At 60.3% G+C, this 16,030-nt stretch carries 16 protein-coding genes; 5 read left to right on the top strand and 11 right to left on the bottom strand.

Annotation, left to right across the window (positions count from 1 at the left end; all coding sequences use genetic code 11):
• Positions 1-192 precede the first annotated feature (192 nt).
• The 3 genes from JO965_RS45200 (at position 193) to JO965_RS45190 (ending at position 1,112) form a co-directional block, all read left to right on the top strand.
• Positions 193-477 carry a hypothetical protein gene (locus JO965_RS45200; protein WP_203447639.1) on the top strand — a complete coding sequence of 95 codons (285 nt, stop codon included), beginning with the start codon at positions 193-195 and terminating at the stop codon, positions 475-477.
• A gap of 32 nt (positions 478-509) precedes the next feature.
• Positions 510-740, top strand: coding sequence for an RNA chaperone Hfq (gene hfq, locus JO965_RS45195; RefSeq protein WP_371827046.1), 231 nt, complete (start codon positions 510-512; stop codon positions 738-740).
• Between the two features lie 144 nt (positions 741-884).
• Entirely contained in the window at positions 885-1,112 is a 228-nt protein-coding gene (locus JO965_RS45190; protein WP_203447637.1) for a hypothetical protein, read from the top strand.
• Between the two features lie 252 nt (positions 1,113-1,364).
• Here JO965_RS45190 and JO965_RS45185 read toward each other — a convergent pair whose 3' ends face one another.
• The 9 genes from JO965_RS45185 to JO965_RS45145 all read right to left on the bottom strand — a co-directional run bounded on the left by JO965_RS45185 (position 1,365) and on the right by JO965_RS45145 (position 10,718).
• Complete coding sequence (locus JO965_RS45185) at positions 1,365-2,798, bottom strand: DUF6880 family protein (RefSeq protein ID WP_203447636.1); 1,434 nt, start codon at positions 2,796-2,798, stop codon at positions 1,365-1,367.
• A gap of 158 nt (positions 2,799-2,956) precedes the next feature.
• Positions 2,957-3,994 (bottom strand): IS30 family transposase, encoded by a 1,038-nt coding sequence (locus JO965_RS45180; RefSeq protein ID WP_203447635.1) that lies wholly within the window; start codon positions 3,992-3,994, stop codon positions 2,957-2,959.
• Positions 3,995-4,312: 318 nt separating this feature from the next.
• On the bottom strand, positions 4,313-4,717 hold the full coding sequence (locus tag JO965_RS45175) for a DUF6262 family protein (RefSeq protein WP_246777301.1): 405 nt from the start codon (positions 4,715-4,717) through the stop codon (positions 4,313-4,315).
• Positions 4,662-6,908: a tyrosine-type recombinase/integrase gene (locus JO965_RS45170; protein WP_203447580.1), complete on the bottom strand. Its 2,247-nt coding sequence runs from the start codon at positions 6,906-6,908 to the stop codon at positions 4,662-4,664. The genes JO965_RS45175 and JO965_RS45170 overlap by 56 nt, the downstream gene beginning before the upstream one ends.
• The gene (locus JO965_RS45165) at positions 6,899-8,086 is read right to left on the bottom strand and encodes a tyrosine-type recombinase/integrase (protein ID WP_203447581.1); all 1,188 of its coding nucleotides are present in this window, start codon (positions 8,084-8,086) and stop codon (positions 6,899-6,901) included. Before JO965_RS45165 ends, JO965_RS45170 begins: the two co-directional genes overlap by 10 nt.
• A gap of 384 nt (positions 8,087-8,470) precedes the next feature.
• The gene (locus JO965_RS45160) at positions 8,471-9,091 is read right to left on the bottom strand and encodes an ImmA/IrrE family metallo-endopeptidase (RefSeq protein WP_203447634.1); all 621 of its coding nucleotides are present in this window, start codon (positions 9,089-9,091) and stop codon (positions 8,471-8,473) included.
• 127 nt (positions 9,092-9,218) lie between these two features.
• A complete protein-coding gene (locus tag JO965_RS45155; protein WP_246777328.1) occupies positions 9,219-9,707 on the bottom strand; it encodes a transposase in 489 nt (162 codons plus the stop codon).
• On the bottom strand, positions 9,671-10,252 hold the full coding sequence (locus JO965_RS45150) for a winged helix-turn-helix domain-containing protein (RefSeq protein ID WP_203447632.1): 582 nt from the start codon (positions 10,250-10,252) through the stop codon (positions 9,671-9,673). The genes JO965_RS45155 and JO965_RS45150 overlap by 37 nt, the downstream gene beginning before the upstream one ends.
• A 298-nt stretch (positions 10,253-10,550) precedes the next feature.
• On the bottom strand, positions 10,551-10,718 hold the full coding sequence (locus tag JO965_RS45145) for a hypothetical protein (RefSeq protein WP_203445640.1): 168 nt from the start codon (positions 10,716-10,718) through the stop codon (positions 10,551-10,553).
• A 257-nt stretch (positions 10,719-10,975) separates the two neighbouring features.
• Between JO965_RS45145 and JO965_RS45140 the strand changes: the two genes are divergently transcribed.
• A complete protein-coding gene (locus JO965_RS45140; RefSeq protein WP_203447631.1) occupies positions 10,976-11,158 on the top strand; it encodes a hypothetical protein in 183 nt (60 codons plus the stop codon).
• 518 nt (positions 11,159-11,676) lie between these two features.
• Here the strand turns inward: JO965_RS45140 and JO965_RS45135 are convergent.
• Positions 11,677-12,111: a hypothetical protein gene (locus tag JO965_RS45135; protein ID WP_203447630.1), complete on the bottom strand. Its 435-nt coding sequence runs from the start codon at positions 12,109-12,111 to the stop codon at positions 11,677-11,679.
• A 475-nt stretch (positions 12,112-12,586) separates the two neighbouring features.
• Positions 12,587-13,765 (bottom strand): patatin-like phospholipase family protein, encoded by a 1,179-nt coding sequence (locus JO965_RS45130; protein WP_246777300.1) that lies wholly within the window; start codon positions 13,763-13,765, stop codon positions 12,587-12,589.
• Between the two features lie 961 nt (positions 13,766-14,726).
• Here JO965_RS45130 and JO965_RS45125 point away from each other — a divergent pair.
• Positions 14,727-15,716: a phasin family protein gene (locus tag JO965_RS45125; RefSeq protein ID WP_203447628.1), complete on the top strand. Its 990-nt coding sequence runs from the start codon at positions 14,727-14,729 to the stop codon at positions 15,714-15,716.
• Positions 15,717-16,030 lie beyond the last annotated feature (314 nt).

Below are 16,030 nucleotides of genomic sequence, written 5' to 3'. Positions count from 1 at the left end.
GTGGGGCAGGGTGCCCTTGGACGCAAGCGGTACCCAGCACTTGGTAGAATGAGCAGGTCAAGCAGACCATGGGGCAGGGCAATTCGAGAATCCTTCTTTCTCCCAAGTCCATGTTCGCGGAGGAAATTGCCTTGTTTCCGCCGCATCCGCAGGTAGCCTAAGAAGACAAGCTTAGAGGCCGATGCACCCCCAATGAAGAAACTCACCCTTGTCGTTGATGAACGAGAGTTGAGGACCATCCGTGCAGCCCTTCTCCTCCTCCAAGAGCACGTTGATGCACTTCCGGAAGATCTGGCAGAAATGACCGCGATGAGCGGAATGCCCATGACGGCATCCGAGATCGAGCAATTCAGTCTTCGACTTGGCGAAACAGCAAGACCGATACGAGACTATTCCGCACGGGGGCTGCCACAAGCGACGAGAGTTGTTGAGGTCGAGCGGTATCCCAAAAGCACAATTCCCCGGAGCCGCATGTGAGCCGTGTCGTAGGATCAAGGGGTTCAACCGTGATTACGCAAAGGACCCCGCCGATCCAAGACACGATCCTCGATCATCTTCGCGACAACAGGATTGAGGTCATGATGTTCCTGGTGAACGGAATCAGGCTGCAGGGCCGGATCAAGCGGTTTGACAAGTTTACGGTCGAGCTTGTGCGGGGCAACAACTCCCAACTCATCTATAAGCATGCCATTTCGGCGATCAATCCCGCAGAGACGCTCCAACTGGTGGACCCAACTTGATCCGGATAGACTTGGCCTTCTCCGACCCTATCGGGGGATGCCAACCAGGTTCACCTAAGGAAATGTGGCCATGCCGAGAGCGCTTTCTGTCTTCTATCCAATCGGGACAGTAAACGCGCAGTATCCACTCGAGGGGGAACTCGCATGAAAAAAGTGCGTAAGCTCTACGAAAGCTCTAGCGGCGACCGCTGGTACCTGATTGCGGACCCTTCAGGGGCTGTGTTCATTCGTCACGAAGCCAATGCGGCGTCTGGAGGGCAGGTGGATCATGAGGAGATCGCGACTTTCCTGAGTCGCGGCGCAGGTCCGGAACAGCAGGAATTGCTGCGCCTGATCGGAACTCTCGTCGAGGAACACCCCGCCGACGCATGATACCTTCTTTGAGAACGATCGGGTTGGTGATCGTGACGATGAACCGATGAGACAAATGGGCTCAGACAGCATGCCGAATGGAAGTGCGGTCGCGCCGCGTGCTATTCTTCTCACGAACTTCGTTGAAAGCCTTGGCAAAGCAAAGTTCCTGCGTCAAGCATTGTCCCAATACGGCTTTCGTCACTGATTTCACATTCTTCGAGCATGCCCTTGGTCGGGTACGGCAGTGCAGCAGAGCCAGTCGTGCCGTTCTCACACGACCAAGCTCCAGAACGAGCTTTTGCGGCCATGTTGGGCTTTGAGGCGTCGCATGTAGGCCTCATGAGTCTCGAACCTGCCGAAATCCTCGATCCGGTCCGCAAGGTTTTCGCACTCCTCGAGGTGGCGAGCGGCATGTTGATAGCGCTTGGTCCGGTTCCGCTCCAAGGCAAAGTCGATCAAGGCCCGACGAAGAACGGTGGCTGCAAGAGGATGCTTCGCCTCCAGCGCAGCCGCTGCCGGCGCCAGGATCTCGTAGAAGTCGCCATTGAGTTCATCTGCACGGGCAAGCACCAGGTGCGCGGCTTGGTCCAGCGCCGGCCAAGTCACCAGAAAACCCAGTGCATGGTCCACGCTCGGATGGCTCAGGGCATGGGCGATAGCCCGCTCCTCAGCCGCAAGATCCTCAAAGTCAGGCAGGCGCTTGAGATAGGAGCGCAGATGGTCCGGGTTGAGCGAGCGCTCGAAGCAGGCCCAGCGAAACGCCTGCGCCTCATCCACTCGGCTGAGGGCCTCGAGGACTTCTATCCGGGTCTGCTCCCATTCGGCGGGGATCCAGCCGGGCCGGTCCTGATCGACGGCATTGATGGCAGCCCACGCCTCCTCGGCGCGCCCTGCAGCCAACAGCCGGCGAGCAATCTCCACAGCAACACTCGGGACGTGCCGTGCCTTCTCACCTTGTTGTGCAATGAACCCGTCAACGTCTCCCTGAGCATCGGCGATCGCCTCCAGCGCCAGTCGAACAACGCTGCTGCGATGGCGCTCGGCCAAGTCATTGGCGTACAAGGGACCACCTATACCCCAGCTGACAACCTTCCGGTCTTCAGCACGAGGCTTCTGCCGCGGTTCCTGTGACAACTTGAGGATGAGCTGCTTGAGGTGGTCGAGGCCTGATGGGCCGAGGGCTGGAGCCAGAACTTCGATCAGGCCGTCGTACTGACCGTACTCGTTCTCAATCAGAGCCCGGTAAGCCTGCTCGGCCAGCACGTTAGGGGCGGCATTTGCTGAGTTGGCAATCTCACCCAAATCGCGGCAGGCAGATTGAAAGACGGCCATCACGCTTCCGCTGCTGTCGTCACAGCGATCAAAGATCGAATTGGCCAGTGCCATGAAGCGCCAGAGAAGGTCCAGCGCTTCAGCTGCATCGACTTTGGCGACCTGACTGATGGCCTGTCGCTGGGTCTCGAGATCCGCAACAAGGGCCTTGCGCTGGTGCCAATCGACGAAGGCGCGGGAGCGGGCAATGGCGGTCAGGCGCTTGCGGATCTCCTGCGCCATGTCGGCAGGGCTGGCGGCGCCGGCCAGTTCCAGCCGCAGGCGGCGTTGGGCTGTCGCGTTGCCCTGGCTAATCTCGATTAGCAGCTCAGCCAGGCGCTCGGCTCCAAGCGCTTCGAGGTTCTTTGCGTTCAGAGTCTTTCGTGAGCCCATGTCGCATTCCGAGTGCGTCTGAGGCTCTCATTTATGCGATCCAACGGATGACGATCAATCCTGCATGAGTTTCTGGTGGAAAGGGCCTTCAAGAGCCTGTTGTATTTGTGGAATCAAGCCGAAGTGCGACGGGTGGTGGGTCATCGGTCCGTGGTCGGTCAGAGACTGCCGGGGCGGAGCAGGTCAGGGTTGCACAGCCCCGGCCGTCTCGGGTCCAGAGAACTCATCAGGACCTCGTGCGGTGTCCTGTAGCCCAGGCACTTGCGAGGCGTCCCATTGAGCCGCTCGCAAACATCCCGCAGCGCTTCATCGGAGAGTTGCGCTATGTCGGTCTCCCGTGAGAGGAAGCGCCGGACCCGACCATTGGTGTTCTCGACCGAACCCTTCTGCCACGGCGCCTGCGGCTTGCAGAAGTAGCTGTCCATGCCGAGATGTTGCTTGAGCAGCGGGTAGTAAGCGAATTCCGTCCCGCGGTCGAAAGTGATCGACAGACGCGCCGTCTCCGGCAGAACCTTCAGCTTCTCGATCATCCCGGTCATGACACCGGTCGAGTTGCGATCCCGGTTGCGGGTCAGGATCGCGTAGCGGCTTTGGCGCTCGATGAGCGACGTGAGATTCTGCTTTCCCAGATCCTTGCGGAACATCATCAGATCGCCTTCCCAGTGCCCAAAGCTGATGCGGTCTGAGATCTCCGCCGGACGCTGCTCGATGGTGTTCCCGGCCGGAATGAAGAGGCCGCGGGGCTTGCGTTGGTAGCGCGCCCGCCGCCGGCGCCGTGCCATCGGCAGATCCTGGTAGAGCCCAAGCATTTGCCCCTGGGAGCTATAGATAAACCGGTAGATCGTCTCATGCGACAGTCGTTCGGGCGCACCGGATACCCGCAGGCGACCCGCGATCTGCTCTGGCGACCATCCGGCTTTGAGACGGTCCATGACGTAGGTTGCTAACACGGGCTTGCGGGAGAGCTTGCTCAGGCGCTGCCGTCGGGCACGAGCCTGCATGGCGGCGGCGACATGATAATAGCCACGATAGAGCGGCTCTTCATCGTGCACCCAGTTCCGCTTGATCTCACGGTAGACGGTCGAGGGATGTCGCTGCAGGCGTTCAGCAATCACACGGATCGGGATCTCGGCTGCATGCATGCGCGCGATCTCGCGCCGTTCAGCCAGGCTCAGGTGGATGTAGGGCAGGGTCATTCAGCCTCCGAGTGCAAACCCATTGTTTGTAACGGAATTCGCACTTCAGAATAGAATCCACCATTACAGTATAATATTTCGCATTTAGCTTTAGGCCCAGCCTGATACAGCTTTGGATTCAGGAGCTTAGACGTCGTGGACATGTCCAGAGTGAGGGCAGGGTGGAAGTGCCTTCGGCATGCTCGCCGTCAAGAACGGGCCTTCGGCCCGCCGCCTCTGGCGGTGCTGCGCATTCTTGACCGCTGCGCGTGCCTCCGGCCTTGAGTCTCGCATAGCCGATGACGGGTCTCTCCGTCATCGGCTATGACGATCTCACACTCAACCCTTCGAATGGCTGCGCGTCTCCAGTAACTCCGTGACGGCAGCCTGATGCCGGCTGCGCCATTCTTCCGCTTCGCCAAGAGCCTTTTCGAAGCGCCGCTCCAGCGCCGTCTTCTCCTTGCGAAGCTCCGTCAATTCCTGCTCCAGGCGACTGATCTTGTTGCGCAGCGCCAGCTCGATCGTGGCCGCCCGGCCGGCGGAGCGGGCAGGGACCGTCTCGCCTTCCACCACGACCGCCTGATGCTGCCCATCGGTGCGGAGCTGCTCGATGGTGTCCTTGAAGTGGGTGTAGAGATACTGGCGGCTCACCCTCGCCTGCTCGGCCACCGTTTTAAAGGTGATCACCTCACCGCGGCGACGCATCTCCGTGATGGTCTCCTCGACCAGGCGCCGTTTTCCCACACTGCGCTGCTCCGCTGCCGCAAGCAGCCCCCCGATACTTCCGATGGCTCCCACCGTACACCCCTTCCGTTTTGATCGTGCTGATGATCGTGGCGAGGTTCGCCATGCCATCCTCAGTGCGCCCGATCCGCCTGCGGCCGATCTCGGCCATGCGCAGCTGCCCCTTCTGCTCGAAGTCGGTCACCTCTGCCTGCAGGCGTTTCAAGCTTGACGCCATTGAACGCTTCTCCCGCTCAAAAAAGGGTAACTGCTCCACATCGGCCCGGAAGTAGACGCAGGTGAAGCACGCCCCATTGTGCTCGCACCATTCGCCAATCTGGCCGGGGAGGGAGCACAGACCGCCGGGAATATCGACTGCCAGGGCCGCATCTTTCCGGATCGCGAGTTCGGCAATCTTGTCATCCACCTCGCCCTTGATGGTGACGAACTTGCCGCCGCCCTTTTCCAGAAGAGCCTTCTTGCGCAACTTGAGGCGGCGGTTCACATACACGAGGCTCATGTCGGCCGAGGCATGGCCCAGTTCCATCTGGATCAGGTGGATGTCATAGCCGGCCAGCGCCATTTCGGTACCGTAGAAGTGCCGGAAGTCATGCCAGCCGAAGTCGTACAGCTTTCCCGTCGTGTCGCGGATGCCGTTGTCGATGCACCATCGACCGATGATCTCGCGGGTCCGGTTGCTGTCGAGAGCGACTTCCTTATCGCCGAGCCGGTGCGGGAACAGATACTCAGTGGCCCGGCCCCATTGCCGGCGACCTTCTGCGCGCTGCTCCTCGATTGCCTGGATGACCAAGGCATGGGCCGCGTCGTCCTTGTGCAGTGGCTTGGTGTTCCACTGCTTCACCTTCGATTGATAGAATGTCAGCAGCATGAAGCGGTCATCGTCCGGATCGGGCTTCAGACAACTGAGGCCAAGATGGTGAAGATCATGGCAGCGCATGCCGGTGTAGCGGACGATGATCAGCAGCCGCTTGCAGACTGGGGGCAGGGTGTCGAACCGGGCAAACATCTGCTCCACCACCTCCTCCGGAACCAACGCTTCTTCGAACTTGCGCTCGTAGTGGCGGCCCTTCGGATGGTAGCTATGCACCCGGCGAATGTTGCGTGGATCGAAGGAGAGACGTGACCAGCCCAAAGCGGGCAGGTGGGCTGACGCCCATTTGAGCAGGTTGATCGGATCGGCGTACCAGTTCTGCCCGACGAAGCCCCTCTCCTTGCCCCAGGCCAGGAAGGTGTGATCGACAAACTCCTGCGTCACATGCTTTGGCTTCGGCGCAGAGTGCAGCTCATGCAAGCACTCGTCGAGTTGCGACAACCTTTTGACATAGCTCACCAGGGTCGTGGCAGAGAGTTCTTTGTACGCGATCTTGCTCAAAATATAGCGCCGCGCGGCATCGCGCAGCCAGAGAGAGCGAAGCTTGTAGAAGTGGAAGTAGGGCTCCGTCCGTTTGCTCTCCGGAACCTCGTCGGCCGGATACACATCTTCGAACAGGATGAGATCCCTGGTCTCGAGGGGCTTGGCCTTCTCCCGCAGGATCAGGAGCGTCCGCACCAGGGAGTTTGCTGGCGTGAAGTTGCGATAGACGTTCTTAGCCAACGTGCCCTCGCCGCCCCGGAGGCGCCATTCCCCGATGTACTCTCGTGTGCTGTATCCTTGAGACTGGAACCACTCCCGCATCACCTGCGCCAGCCGCGTGCTGCCGTTGCCGTCACCATCCTCAAGCGGATCCCCGAAGTCGATCAGGCACGGGCGCACATTCACTGTTGCGGGCCGTCGGGTTGGATCGGCCAGATCGGCACAGAACGGGATGAGGCGCACGGCCCGGGCGTACCAGTCGTAGTGCCGGCTCTGCGAGCGGGCCAGCCGCCATGTAAAATAAGCCTTGAGCTCGGTCCGATACGGTTCGGGAACACTCGTGAAGTCGAAGCCGACGCCGCCCAGGAAGCGATCGTCCGAGCGCGGATCGGCGGCCAGCGCCAGAGCCTCCTGACGCAGTCTCTGCCGCGTCCGTGGCGGGAACTTGGGTGGCGTGTAGAGCGCTGAGACGCCGTCAATGCCGAAGCACTTTTCCAGGGTGTGATAGCCCCAGCGATCGCGCTTGAGGAGGAGGGGGCTGACGCTGGCAATGAAGGCCTGAAGGCCGCCGAGGTAAGCGTCCTGCGGCTCGTTCGTGACGACGATCTTCATAGCCATTTGACCTGCTCCTGCGTCAGCGTTCGACGCCGCAGATCGCTGAGCCGTCCCTCGAGTTCCTCATGGCTCCTGAGGCGCATCTTGCGGTACTCGGCGTTGAACAGGTGTTTGTAGATCGCGTTCGTGGTCTGCGGACTGGCATGGCCGAGCCGGTCGGCGACATCGAGCAGGCTGTAGCCTTGGGCGATGGCTTCGCTGGCATGGGAATGCCGGAACATGTGCCAAGTGAATGCAACGCCCGAGGCCTTCGCCAGCCGCCCCTGAATGTCGTAGACATTGCTCTCGGACAGCCCGCGCCCGATCAACCCGCCGGCCAGATTGCAGAACACGTAGTCCGTTCCGGCCTCAAAAGCGGGCAGGTACTCGTCGCTGGCGACGTAGTCCTCGTACATCCGCATGAGGAAGTCCGGCACCGGGATCGGCCGGGGATGGCCGCTCTTGACCCTGGCGCGGTTCTCGAGAGCGCGCGGCGTGACCCAGATCAGGTTCTCATCGAGGCGGATATCCTCATGCAGCAAACCCCGCGCCTCGCCGATCCGCATGCCGGTTGTGTAAAGGACGACTACGAGGAACGCATCGCGCATCAACGCAGCCGCCTGGATGATCCGCACGACCTGCTCCGGCTTCAAACGGTGGTCGGCGGCCCGCTTGGCGGCAGCCGCCATAGCGTCAGCATCGGAGCGGCTCTCTGCCTTGCGACGGGCCTTGCGGGCGGCCACATGCGCCAGAAACGGCTGATAAGCCTCGGGAGCATAGGCACGTGGCTTCGCGATCGTGTCGAAGAGCACCGTTGCATCCCGGAGCTTCAGAAAGGCGTAGAAGGCCTTGATGCCAAACAGGATCTGATTGTGCAGGCTGGCCGAGACCTCCACATGCTCTGGCCGCAGTGGAATGATCGTCATGGCGGTTCGGGCATCGAGCTTCCGGCCAGCCTTGGCGACGGCTGGAATGAAGCGGTCGAGATCCGTGGCCGTGATCTCGCGGAAGCTCTTGCCGAGGGCCGCGAGATAGTTGCCGAGCCTGACAGCGTGCCGGGCGTAATGGCTGACGGAGCGAGGCGCGTAGTGCCGGGCTTCGAGATAGATGACGAAGTCGCGGATCTCGGCGACAACCGCGTCGCCGTCATAGGCGGTCCAGGTGATCCGGCCACTGGGCAGAACGATGCGCTGGAGATGCATGAGCGCGCTCCAACCACGTTGTGGACAGCCTGAAGCTAATCTCGTCCACAACGGGCAGCAAATGCCCTAAGGTGGTGCGTGGATTACGTCGTTGACATGAAGAAAGATCCTAGAGCTAATTCCATAAAAAATGTTCAACGAAATTCACTGTAGCCGCAAAGTTAGAATGTCCTGAAAAGCTCGCAAAGTGGTCCGGCATCGATCCGAATGTGGAGACGATCCGGCGCTGGATGCTGTCCGAAGCAATCCAGATCTTCTTTGAAGCGACCCAAAGCCGGCGCGTCCTGGCACCGGATGCTCAACGGTTGCAATCGGCGCTCCTACACCGCACCGCCAGCTGGGTCCGGTACTCCGCACCAGTTTATTCGCCAACGTCAGAGGCCCCTAATTCAAGTCTGTCCGCAGCTTCGCACCCCGTCGCTGAGCGTCCTTCAGGTAATCGACCACGATGGACGGCAGCTCGCGCCGGTGGCCGGAGGCCCGTCGCTGAAACGCATCGAACTCGCCCTTGCGGATCATGGCTGCCTCAAAGCTCAGTCCAAAACGGTCCACAATATCCTCAACCGTATCGGTCGACCTGAGGAGATCGTTGGGAGCCAGGAACATCGCAGCGAAACGTCTTGCCTCACTCTCCTCTTTCTTGGCTTCTAACAACGATCTTCCAGCTGTCGGTTGGGTCGTGCTCCTGTTGCGAACACCCGAGTGCCGCATGGCGAAGTGCCCAATCTCATTGGCGATCATCATCCGAGCTCGTGGCTCACCCCTCTGCATGGCACCAACGACGCTCTCACGGATCCGCAGGACGCCTTTTCGGGCCTCCCATTGCGCCTCGGCATCGGGCATTTCGGCGTCAGGGATCTGCTGGTAACTGAAGTGCCGAAAGCGGGCGGTGAGCTTTTCGATCACGTTCCTCAGGTCGGGGCGGCTCTGGTTCTGAAGACCGAGTTCCCGTCGCAGAACCTTCACGCGCTGCTCAATCTCTTCATCCGTGACATGCCGCAACATATGGGGCCTCGGAATCATAGCACTTACTAAATATAGAATATAGTGTGGTCCTTGGGATTGCAATCCCTCGTCCGAGTGCAGGGTCGGAGGCGCAGTCCTCACGTTTCGAAAGCTGTTCTAATGATCGTCACGGGATGCCGGTAACGGAGAGACCTGCATGGCGGAAGAAGCGGACGATCATTTCGGGGCGGCGCTTCAGCCGGCCGAACTCGCGGCGGGCGAGGCGATGCAGGTCGTCGACTGAGCCGGGCAGAGCGTTCGCCATCGCGTGCTTGACGAGCGCATTGCACTGCTCTTCCGGATTCAACTCGGGGGCATATGCCGGCAGATAGGCCACCGCATAGTCTCGTGCGTGCGCTGAGACGAAGTCCATTGTTGCCCGTGAGCGGTGCGCGTTGAGCCGGTCCCAGACCACCAGCAGCGGCGTGCCGATCTTGCGCCGGACAGAGCGCAGGGCCTGGATGACACAGCGGCTGGAGATAGGGGTGCGGAAATGGCGGGCATACAGCCGCCCGTCGGGCGTGATCGCCACCACGCTCGACACCTCGCGCCGTTTGCTCACCCGCCGTAGCACCGGGGTCAGCCCGCGCCGGGCCCAGGTCGTGCCCGGCCGGATCCGGAAGCTGTGGCCGGTCTCGTCCCAGAGGACGAGGGTGCGCTGCTCCCGGCGCGCCTTTTTTTCAACGCTACCCAGTCCCGCTTGGGCCAGACCGCGATCATGAGTTCGTCGCTCTCCTTGGCCCGTGTGGCGGGACGCTGCACGCTGAAGCCATGCGCCTTGAGAGGCCGCTCCAGGTAGCGCGGATGATAGTGCACCCCAAACTCCCGCTCGATCACGGCCGCGATGCGCGCGAGGGTCCAGCGCTCGGTGGCAAAGCCGGCCGCCACCGCGCCTCGATCCAGCAGCCGGCCCAGCCGAGCCCAGGCCTTCTCATCGAGGCGAGAGGGAGGCCCGAGGTTGGGCCGCGCGGCCAGGCCGTGCCGACCCTCCTGGGCGAGGGTGGTGGCCCAGTGGCAGACACTGGCGCGGCTGACCCCCACGTGCCGGGCGACGTCTGCTTGAGAGAGATGTCCCTGGCGCAACAGCGTCGCGGCCACCAGGCGCCGCTCCTCCATCTGCTCCGGCGTCAGATGCGTCGGACGCCAAACGTTGCCCTCCATCGCGCACCTCCTCACGATGACCGACACCGCCCTATGTTACACCCTCTGCGTGAAGATCATTAGTGCTTAAGCCGGGCGGGTGTGTTTGCGCTGTTCTTCGAGGCCCTCGCGGCGCTGAGCGAACCCGCTCACCTGGTGCAGGTGCCTGACCTTGGTGCGCGCCGATGTTTCGGCCCGCACCGATGCGGCTCTCCGGACGATAACCGGCTCGATGCGTTGCTTTGTCTTGAGGGCGGCGTTCACTGGAATTCCATCAAGCCACAATCGATGGGAGTGGAGGCAAGGTCTGCCAAAAGAGCTACCCACGCGAATGGAACATCTCATCCGCCCAGAGGTCATAGGCGTGCTGAATGATCAGGTAGGTCTCGTAGGCCCGGTCGTACCGGCGGGCTGCCAGAAAGCGCTCCCGCAAGGCATGCAGGTGCTCGAGCCGATGCGTCCACTGGGTTTTCCGCTCGTGTGACATGATCCCGATCCAGGCAAAGGATAGCCGAACCTGATTTTAGACCGCTTGCGTGAATGAAGTGGAAATCAAGGGTATGATCCCGGCAGCGCACGGGGGTTAACCCTCGGAAAGGGGCGCGATCGACGACATTGTTTGACCTTGGGCGGATCGGTTCCAGGAGGGCACCACGCTCACGGATGCGGGCGTTTAAGAAGGCCTTAACCATGCCGGATCGATCATCCCAGCGTGCTGGTAGATGAGGCCTTTGGGAGGTTCGCATGGATGATGAGGTCGAATGTATCGCCAAGGCCTTCTATGCGCTTCAAGACGAGGCACGGGGGTGGGACAGAGAGCCTGAGCGATTGAAAGAAGCCTTTCGCCAAGATGCCCGCACGGCCATTGCCCTGGTTGACGCTGGCATCGAAGCCCGACGTCAGGCGAGCAACAGCTCAACCGTTTGATCTCAAAGCGTGGTCGCTTTCACCTTGCCGATTTATGGGGGCGGGATGCGGCTTCGCTCAGACCCGGGGCTGCGGAAATGATGCCGTCCTGATCGGCCCCTTCCAATTCACCGTCACGACCCGTACACCTCCACGTGACGAAACGGCCCCTCTGGGCTTGGTTCTCGGGCCTGTGGCTGATGGTGCAGTCCGACATGGGCATCTCGTCCATCCGCTTGGCGGAAGCGCTTTGCCTCAGTCAGCCGACGGCCTAGCGCATGGGGTGCGCTCTGCGCGTGATGGTCGGCCGCGAGCGGGCGCTGGATGGCGTGGTCGAGGTTGGTGGGCTCTATGCCAGCGGCACGCCGCGGTGGGATCGGAGCAATGCGCCACCCAGGCGTGGACCCAAAGCTCAGCCCAAGACCGTTAAAACACCGGCGGCTGACCATCGGCGAGAAGCCTGACACACAATCCGCGGCACGGGAATTGAGCACGGCGACTTGGCCGACCGCGCGCAAGCGCGACTAGTCCTAGAGCACTCAGAGTCTGGACTTGGATGGCTCCCTTTCCATCCGAGAACTGGAAGAGGGCGCGCTTGAATGTGAGCTCTCCTCCTCGAGGAAATAGGTATTGATGAGCGCTGTAATTCTGCGGCCCAGCGCCTGATCCTCCTTGGGATTCCCTGTCTCGAGGATCTCGAGCCTGCCTTCAAAATCCGGATCGCAAATGAGAAGCGCCGGTTCCTGCTCGTCTCCTGGGCTGTCCAGGAACCAGCCCTCATCCGGGTTCGGGTCGTCTGGATGGTGACCTGCGTTCAGGCTTTCAATAAGGTACCTGGCGAGATGATCGTTGATCCGCGTGCCATCATCTTCGCCAAAGATAAGCCGAGGCTCGCCTCGAGGATCCCGGATGACATGCTGCCGATCTCGTCCAGGGCGGGCGAGGAACAGCGTCCACGGTGACGACGGATTCATGGCCTTCTCCTCTCGCCATCGGACGGCCGCGGAGATCCAGGATCACCTTCCGAGCGTCCGTGCAGGGAAAGTGATGGCGCATGCATCACTGCGCCGTCGGACCTGCTTAGGTTTCGGTTCATAAAGTCAAGAACGAGTTCTGGTCCTTTGCGAGCAATGGTCGGTGAGAATTCTCCTGCTTGTCCCCGTTCTCCACGGGATTCACAGGGATTGGCATCTCTTCAGGGCACCCATGAACCAAAAGAGAAGAGCAACCCAGCCCCTACGGCATCGCTCACCTATCTGTCATTCGGCTTTGAACCCGGACCCAATCTCGTGCTGAGCGGAAACCTCTGCGCAGCTCGGAACCTTTTCTCAGAGCGAGGAGGTCATAGCCGGCGCCGGTCGTGCACTTATGGTTATAACTATTTGTCTTGGATGTTCAGCCAATTATGCCTGTTCTGACAGGGGGCGACGTTCTGAGCCGATTCATACTTCAAGACCGACTGAGGAGCTTTGCCAACTTGGCTTGTGACAACTGCCAGAGTCGCTTTACTCGCACAGAGAAAGGTGAGGTGACCAATTGTGCTTGGGCCGACGGACGCTGCCCGTCGCTCGACTCTGGTCCTTCATTCCTGAAAGGATCAAGGAATTGTAGCTCTGAACTGCTCGAAAGCCAGCGATCTGCCGCCACCCGCCCTGCATCTCGTAGTTGGAACAGGAAGTGCCGGTCTAGGTTCAGAGCACTTGCTTGGCTCAGCAGGGGGTACTCCGTCTCAGCCGAGACATGGTGAAGACGCAGCTTCTGCAGTCTCTGGAGCAGGCGTGATCCTTGGACCTCAGCTTCGGCGAGCTTCGTCATCGCCGCAAGAGCATCCATATCCCGCAGGAGCGAACTGTTGAATGTAATCTGTTCCATGCGCTTCGCGATTTCAGAGGCCGTTGTCGGCATGTCTGCCCCGGCCGTGGGCATGATTTGTACGATGAGAATCTCGGATGCTCGAGACCTGGCGACCAGCGGGATCAGCGGCGGGTTGGCCGAGTAGCCGCCATCCCAATACGTCTCGCCATCAATGGAAACCGCATGATGGATTACGGGCAGGCAGGCTGAAGCCAGAATGACATCGATTGTGAGATCTTTCTCCTGAAACACATGCATCTTGCCATCGCGAACGCGTGTTGCCCCGATCAAAAGGCGTAGGCTTGGGTTGTTCCTCAGGACATCGAAGTTGATTTCGTTGGCGAGAAGCGTGCGAAGCGGATTCAGGTTGAAAGGGTTGAATTGATACGGCGACAGAATGCGGGTTGCGATCGCAGCGGCAATGCCAGGCTGGATTCGGGGAGCCGCCTCACTGGCTCGGTGCCAGAAGCGTTGCAGACGCTTCCTTGCACCCATTCGCCCACTTTCCGCGAGGCCTGAAGCCAGGAGGACAGCATTCACAGCTCCAGCGCTCGCTCCGCTGACGGCATCGAACAAAAGATGCTCCTCCTCCAGAAGCCGGTCGAGCACGCCCCACGTGAATGCTCCGAACGAGCCGCCACCCTGAAGAGCGAGTGAAATAGATCTCGCTTCTTGGCGGCTCCCAAGAGGATGGCGGATTGAGGCTGCTGTATGAGCCTCGGCCACTTGCTCTTGATCGAGTCGAGCAGACCTGATTCCGGGTGAAGATCTCATCGAGGCAAACCACGCAATGTAGCTTCAGATCTCAAGGATGTGCGTTGTGGTACGATTCTGATCCGTCTCCAATCATGAGGAAATCCCATTTCAAAACGGTGAATGCCTGTTCTCTGATCACGCTGCATATTACGAGTGCGCTGCTGCGCCGATGCCAATCGTGCAGAACAACGGAACGCAAGGGCGCCCTGACGCTGCGTCGAGCAATCCCGTTAGCCAAGAGGACGGATTGAAGCGTAACGCCCCCGAAGGAACAGTCAGTGATTTCAGTCAAACCCGGAAGGCTGCTCCTGGGAACACAATTGCCATGAATTCGCCCCAAGGTGCCGTAGCCTGGTTGAATATCGCTTGTAACAATAGGATTCGATGAATGCACATGCCTTTGGTTGTTGATGAATGGAAAGGAGATCAGTCACCGCAGCGACCGCCTTTCCGGGCAACAACACGCGACTTCAAGTTGTTTCGACGGCAAGCTGGTCCCCACTGATGTGCGGATGGAGATCGAACGGCTTTCCAGTGCTCCTTTGTTCACGAAACAAGAACGACAGGGCACACTTCACCAGCACGAGAAGCAATAACCTTGCTCGGGTATGATCTGCCGGCCATCTCCTGTCCACGCGGGTCGAAAGATCAGAGACTTCTCGCAATGGCCGCTTGCGCAGCGCAATCCGCTTTGCCGCACGACAGAGCGTGGAACCTTGGTCATCATTGACGAATTAACCTGCGTTAAGAACAGCAAGAACGGGTCGCTCCGCGAGCGGCCGGGGTTCAGGGACAAACGTCCTGACGATTGAGGAGCGGGTCACCGCCAGACACGCCGCCGATCGCGTGCGCGAAGGTATGGCCCTGTCGGTCGTGCGGTGTGCGTCGTATTTTTTCGTCCAGTCGACATACAGATGTCACATCCTGTGGCACAACCTACAGCGCTTGAGACTGTCGCTTTCATCTCTTGTGAGGAACAATGACGAACGGACGGCTCAGCCAGGCTCCGCCGGACAAGGCAAATGAGCTCTTCGACAAGCTTCTCGCGACCTCTGACACTGCGGTCAAAACCCGCGAGCGGCTGTTGGCGGAGCTGAAGGAAGAGCTGGAGCTTCTCGCCACCCTCCAGGAAGAACACCTCTTTCCGGTGCTGACGCGGCACGGAATGCACGATCTCCTGCGGGAGGCTATCACTGACAATGAAGAAACGGCCGCACTCCTCAGCGAGTTGGAGCGCATGAAGAACAGTGCTGAGTTCATCAGCCAAGTGACCGAGCTGCGGAACGTGTTCCAGCAGCACATCCGCGACGACAGGAAGGAGCTGCTTCCCGCCGTGCTCAAGGTTCTGAGCGACGAGGATGCCAACGCCATGGTCGAGAGAGTGGAGGATGAGATGGCTACCATTGATGACATGAAACGTGCCGATAGCCGCCGGACCCGTGAGCAGACCGAAGCCGTTCAGCGCGTGACGGAGGACGTGGCGGACACGCTGCGGGCCAGCGTGGAAGGCTCTCAAACCATGGCGCGGGCCATGCAGGAGGCGGTGGAGACCAGCTTCGGCGCATTGTCAGAACTGAGCCGCCGCACAACTGGCCAAAGCCTGCAGATCTTTGGCCGTGTCGACGGTGATGCCCTGGGGTTGAGCGAAGAGGCGGCACACAATCTCCGGGCGGCCGCACAGTCCGGGACTGTTTTGGCCCGTGGTCTCCAGGACGCCTCGCGCGAGGTGGTCGACCGCAGCCAGAAGCGCCTGCAGCGCAACTTCGACGGCCTGCAGGCCCTCGCCCGCTGCCGGTCGGTGACGGACTTCGTCGAGGTGCACAGCTCATTGCTGCGCGACAACCTGGAGCAGACGGTCGAGAACAGCCGGCGCATTGCCGAGCTCACGATCGCAATGGCGGACGAGGCCGCACGCACCGTGACCAGGCAGGTCGAGAAAACCGCCGCCCGGGTCAGCCGCGTCGCCTAGAACCCGATTTTGAGTGGTCAGGCTGCGCACCCAGCTTCGGCTGGGAGTGCTTACCCGTCTGACGTGTCTCGCTCGTCGGCAGCATTGCCAAGTGCAGAATTTAGTCTCGTCACACCTCAATTCCTCTTTTGCGTGACAGGCCCCTGCGCCTCGCGCTCCATCAAAATGTCCTAACAAATTGCTCTGCAGTAATTGACGAAGGGTCGTTGCCTGTCACGCAGGCTACTGAACCTGATCCAATGAAGGACATCCAGTCTGCGAATAGACTGTCGTATGAAGATTTTATGACACTGCCAGCGAAATTCCTTTCCTGC

Source organism: Microvirga sp. VF16 (assembly GCF_016864375.1).
Taxonomy (GTDB): domain Bacteria; phylum Pseudomonadota; class Alphaproteobacteria; order Rhizobiales; family Beijerinckiaceae; genus Microvirga.
Note: the sequence above shows the minus strand (reverse complement) of the source record. Positions and strands in the feature narration are given on the sequence as shown.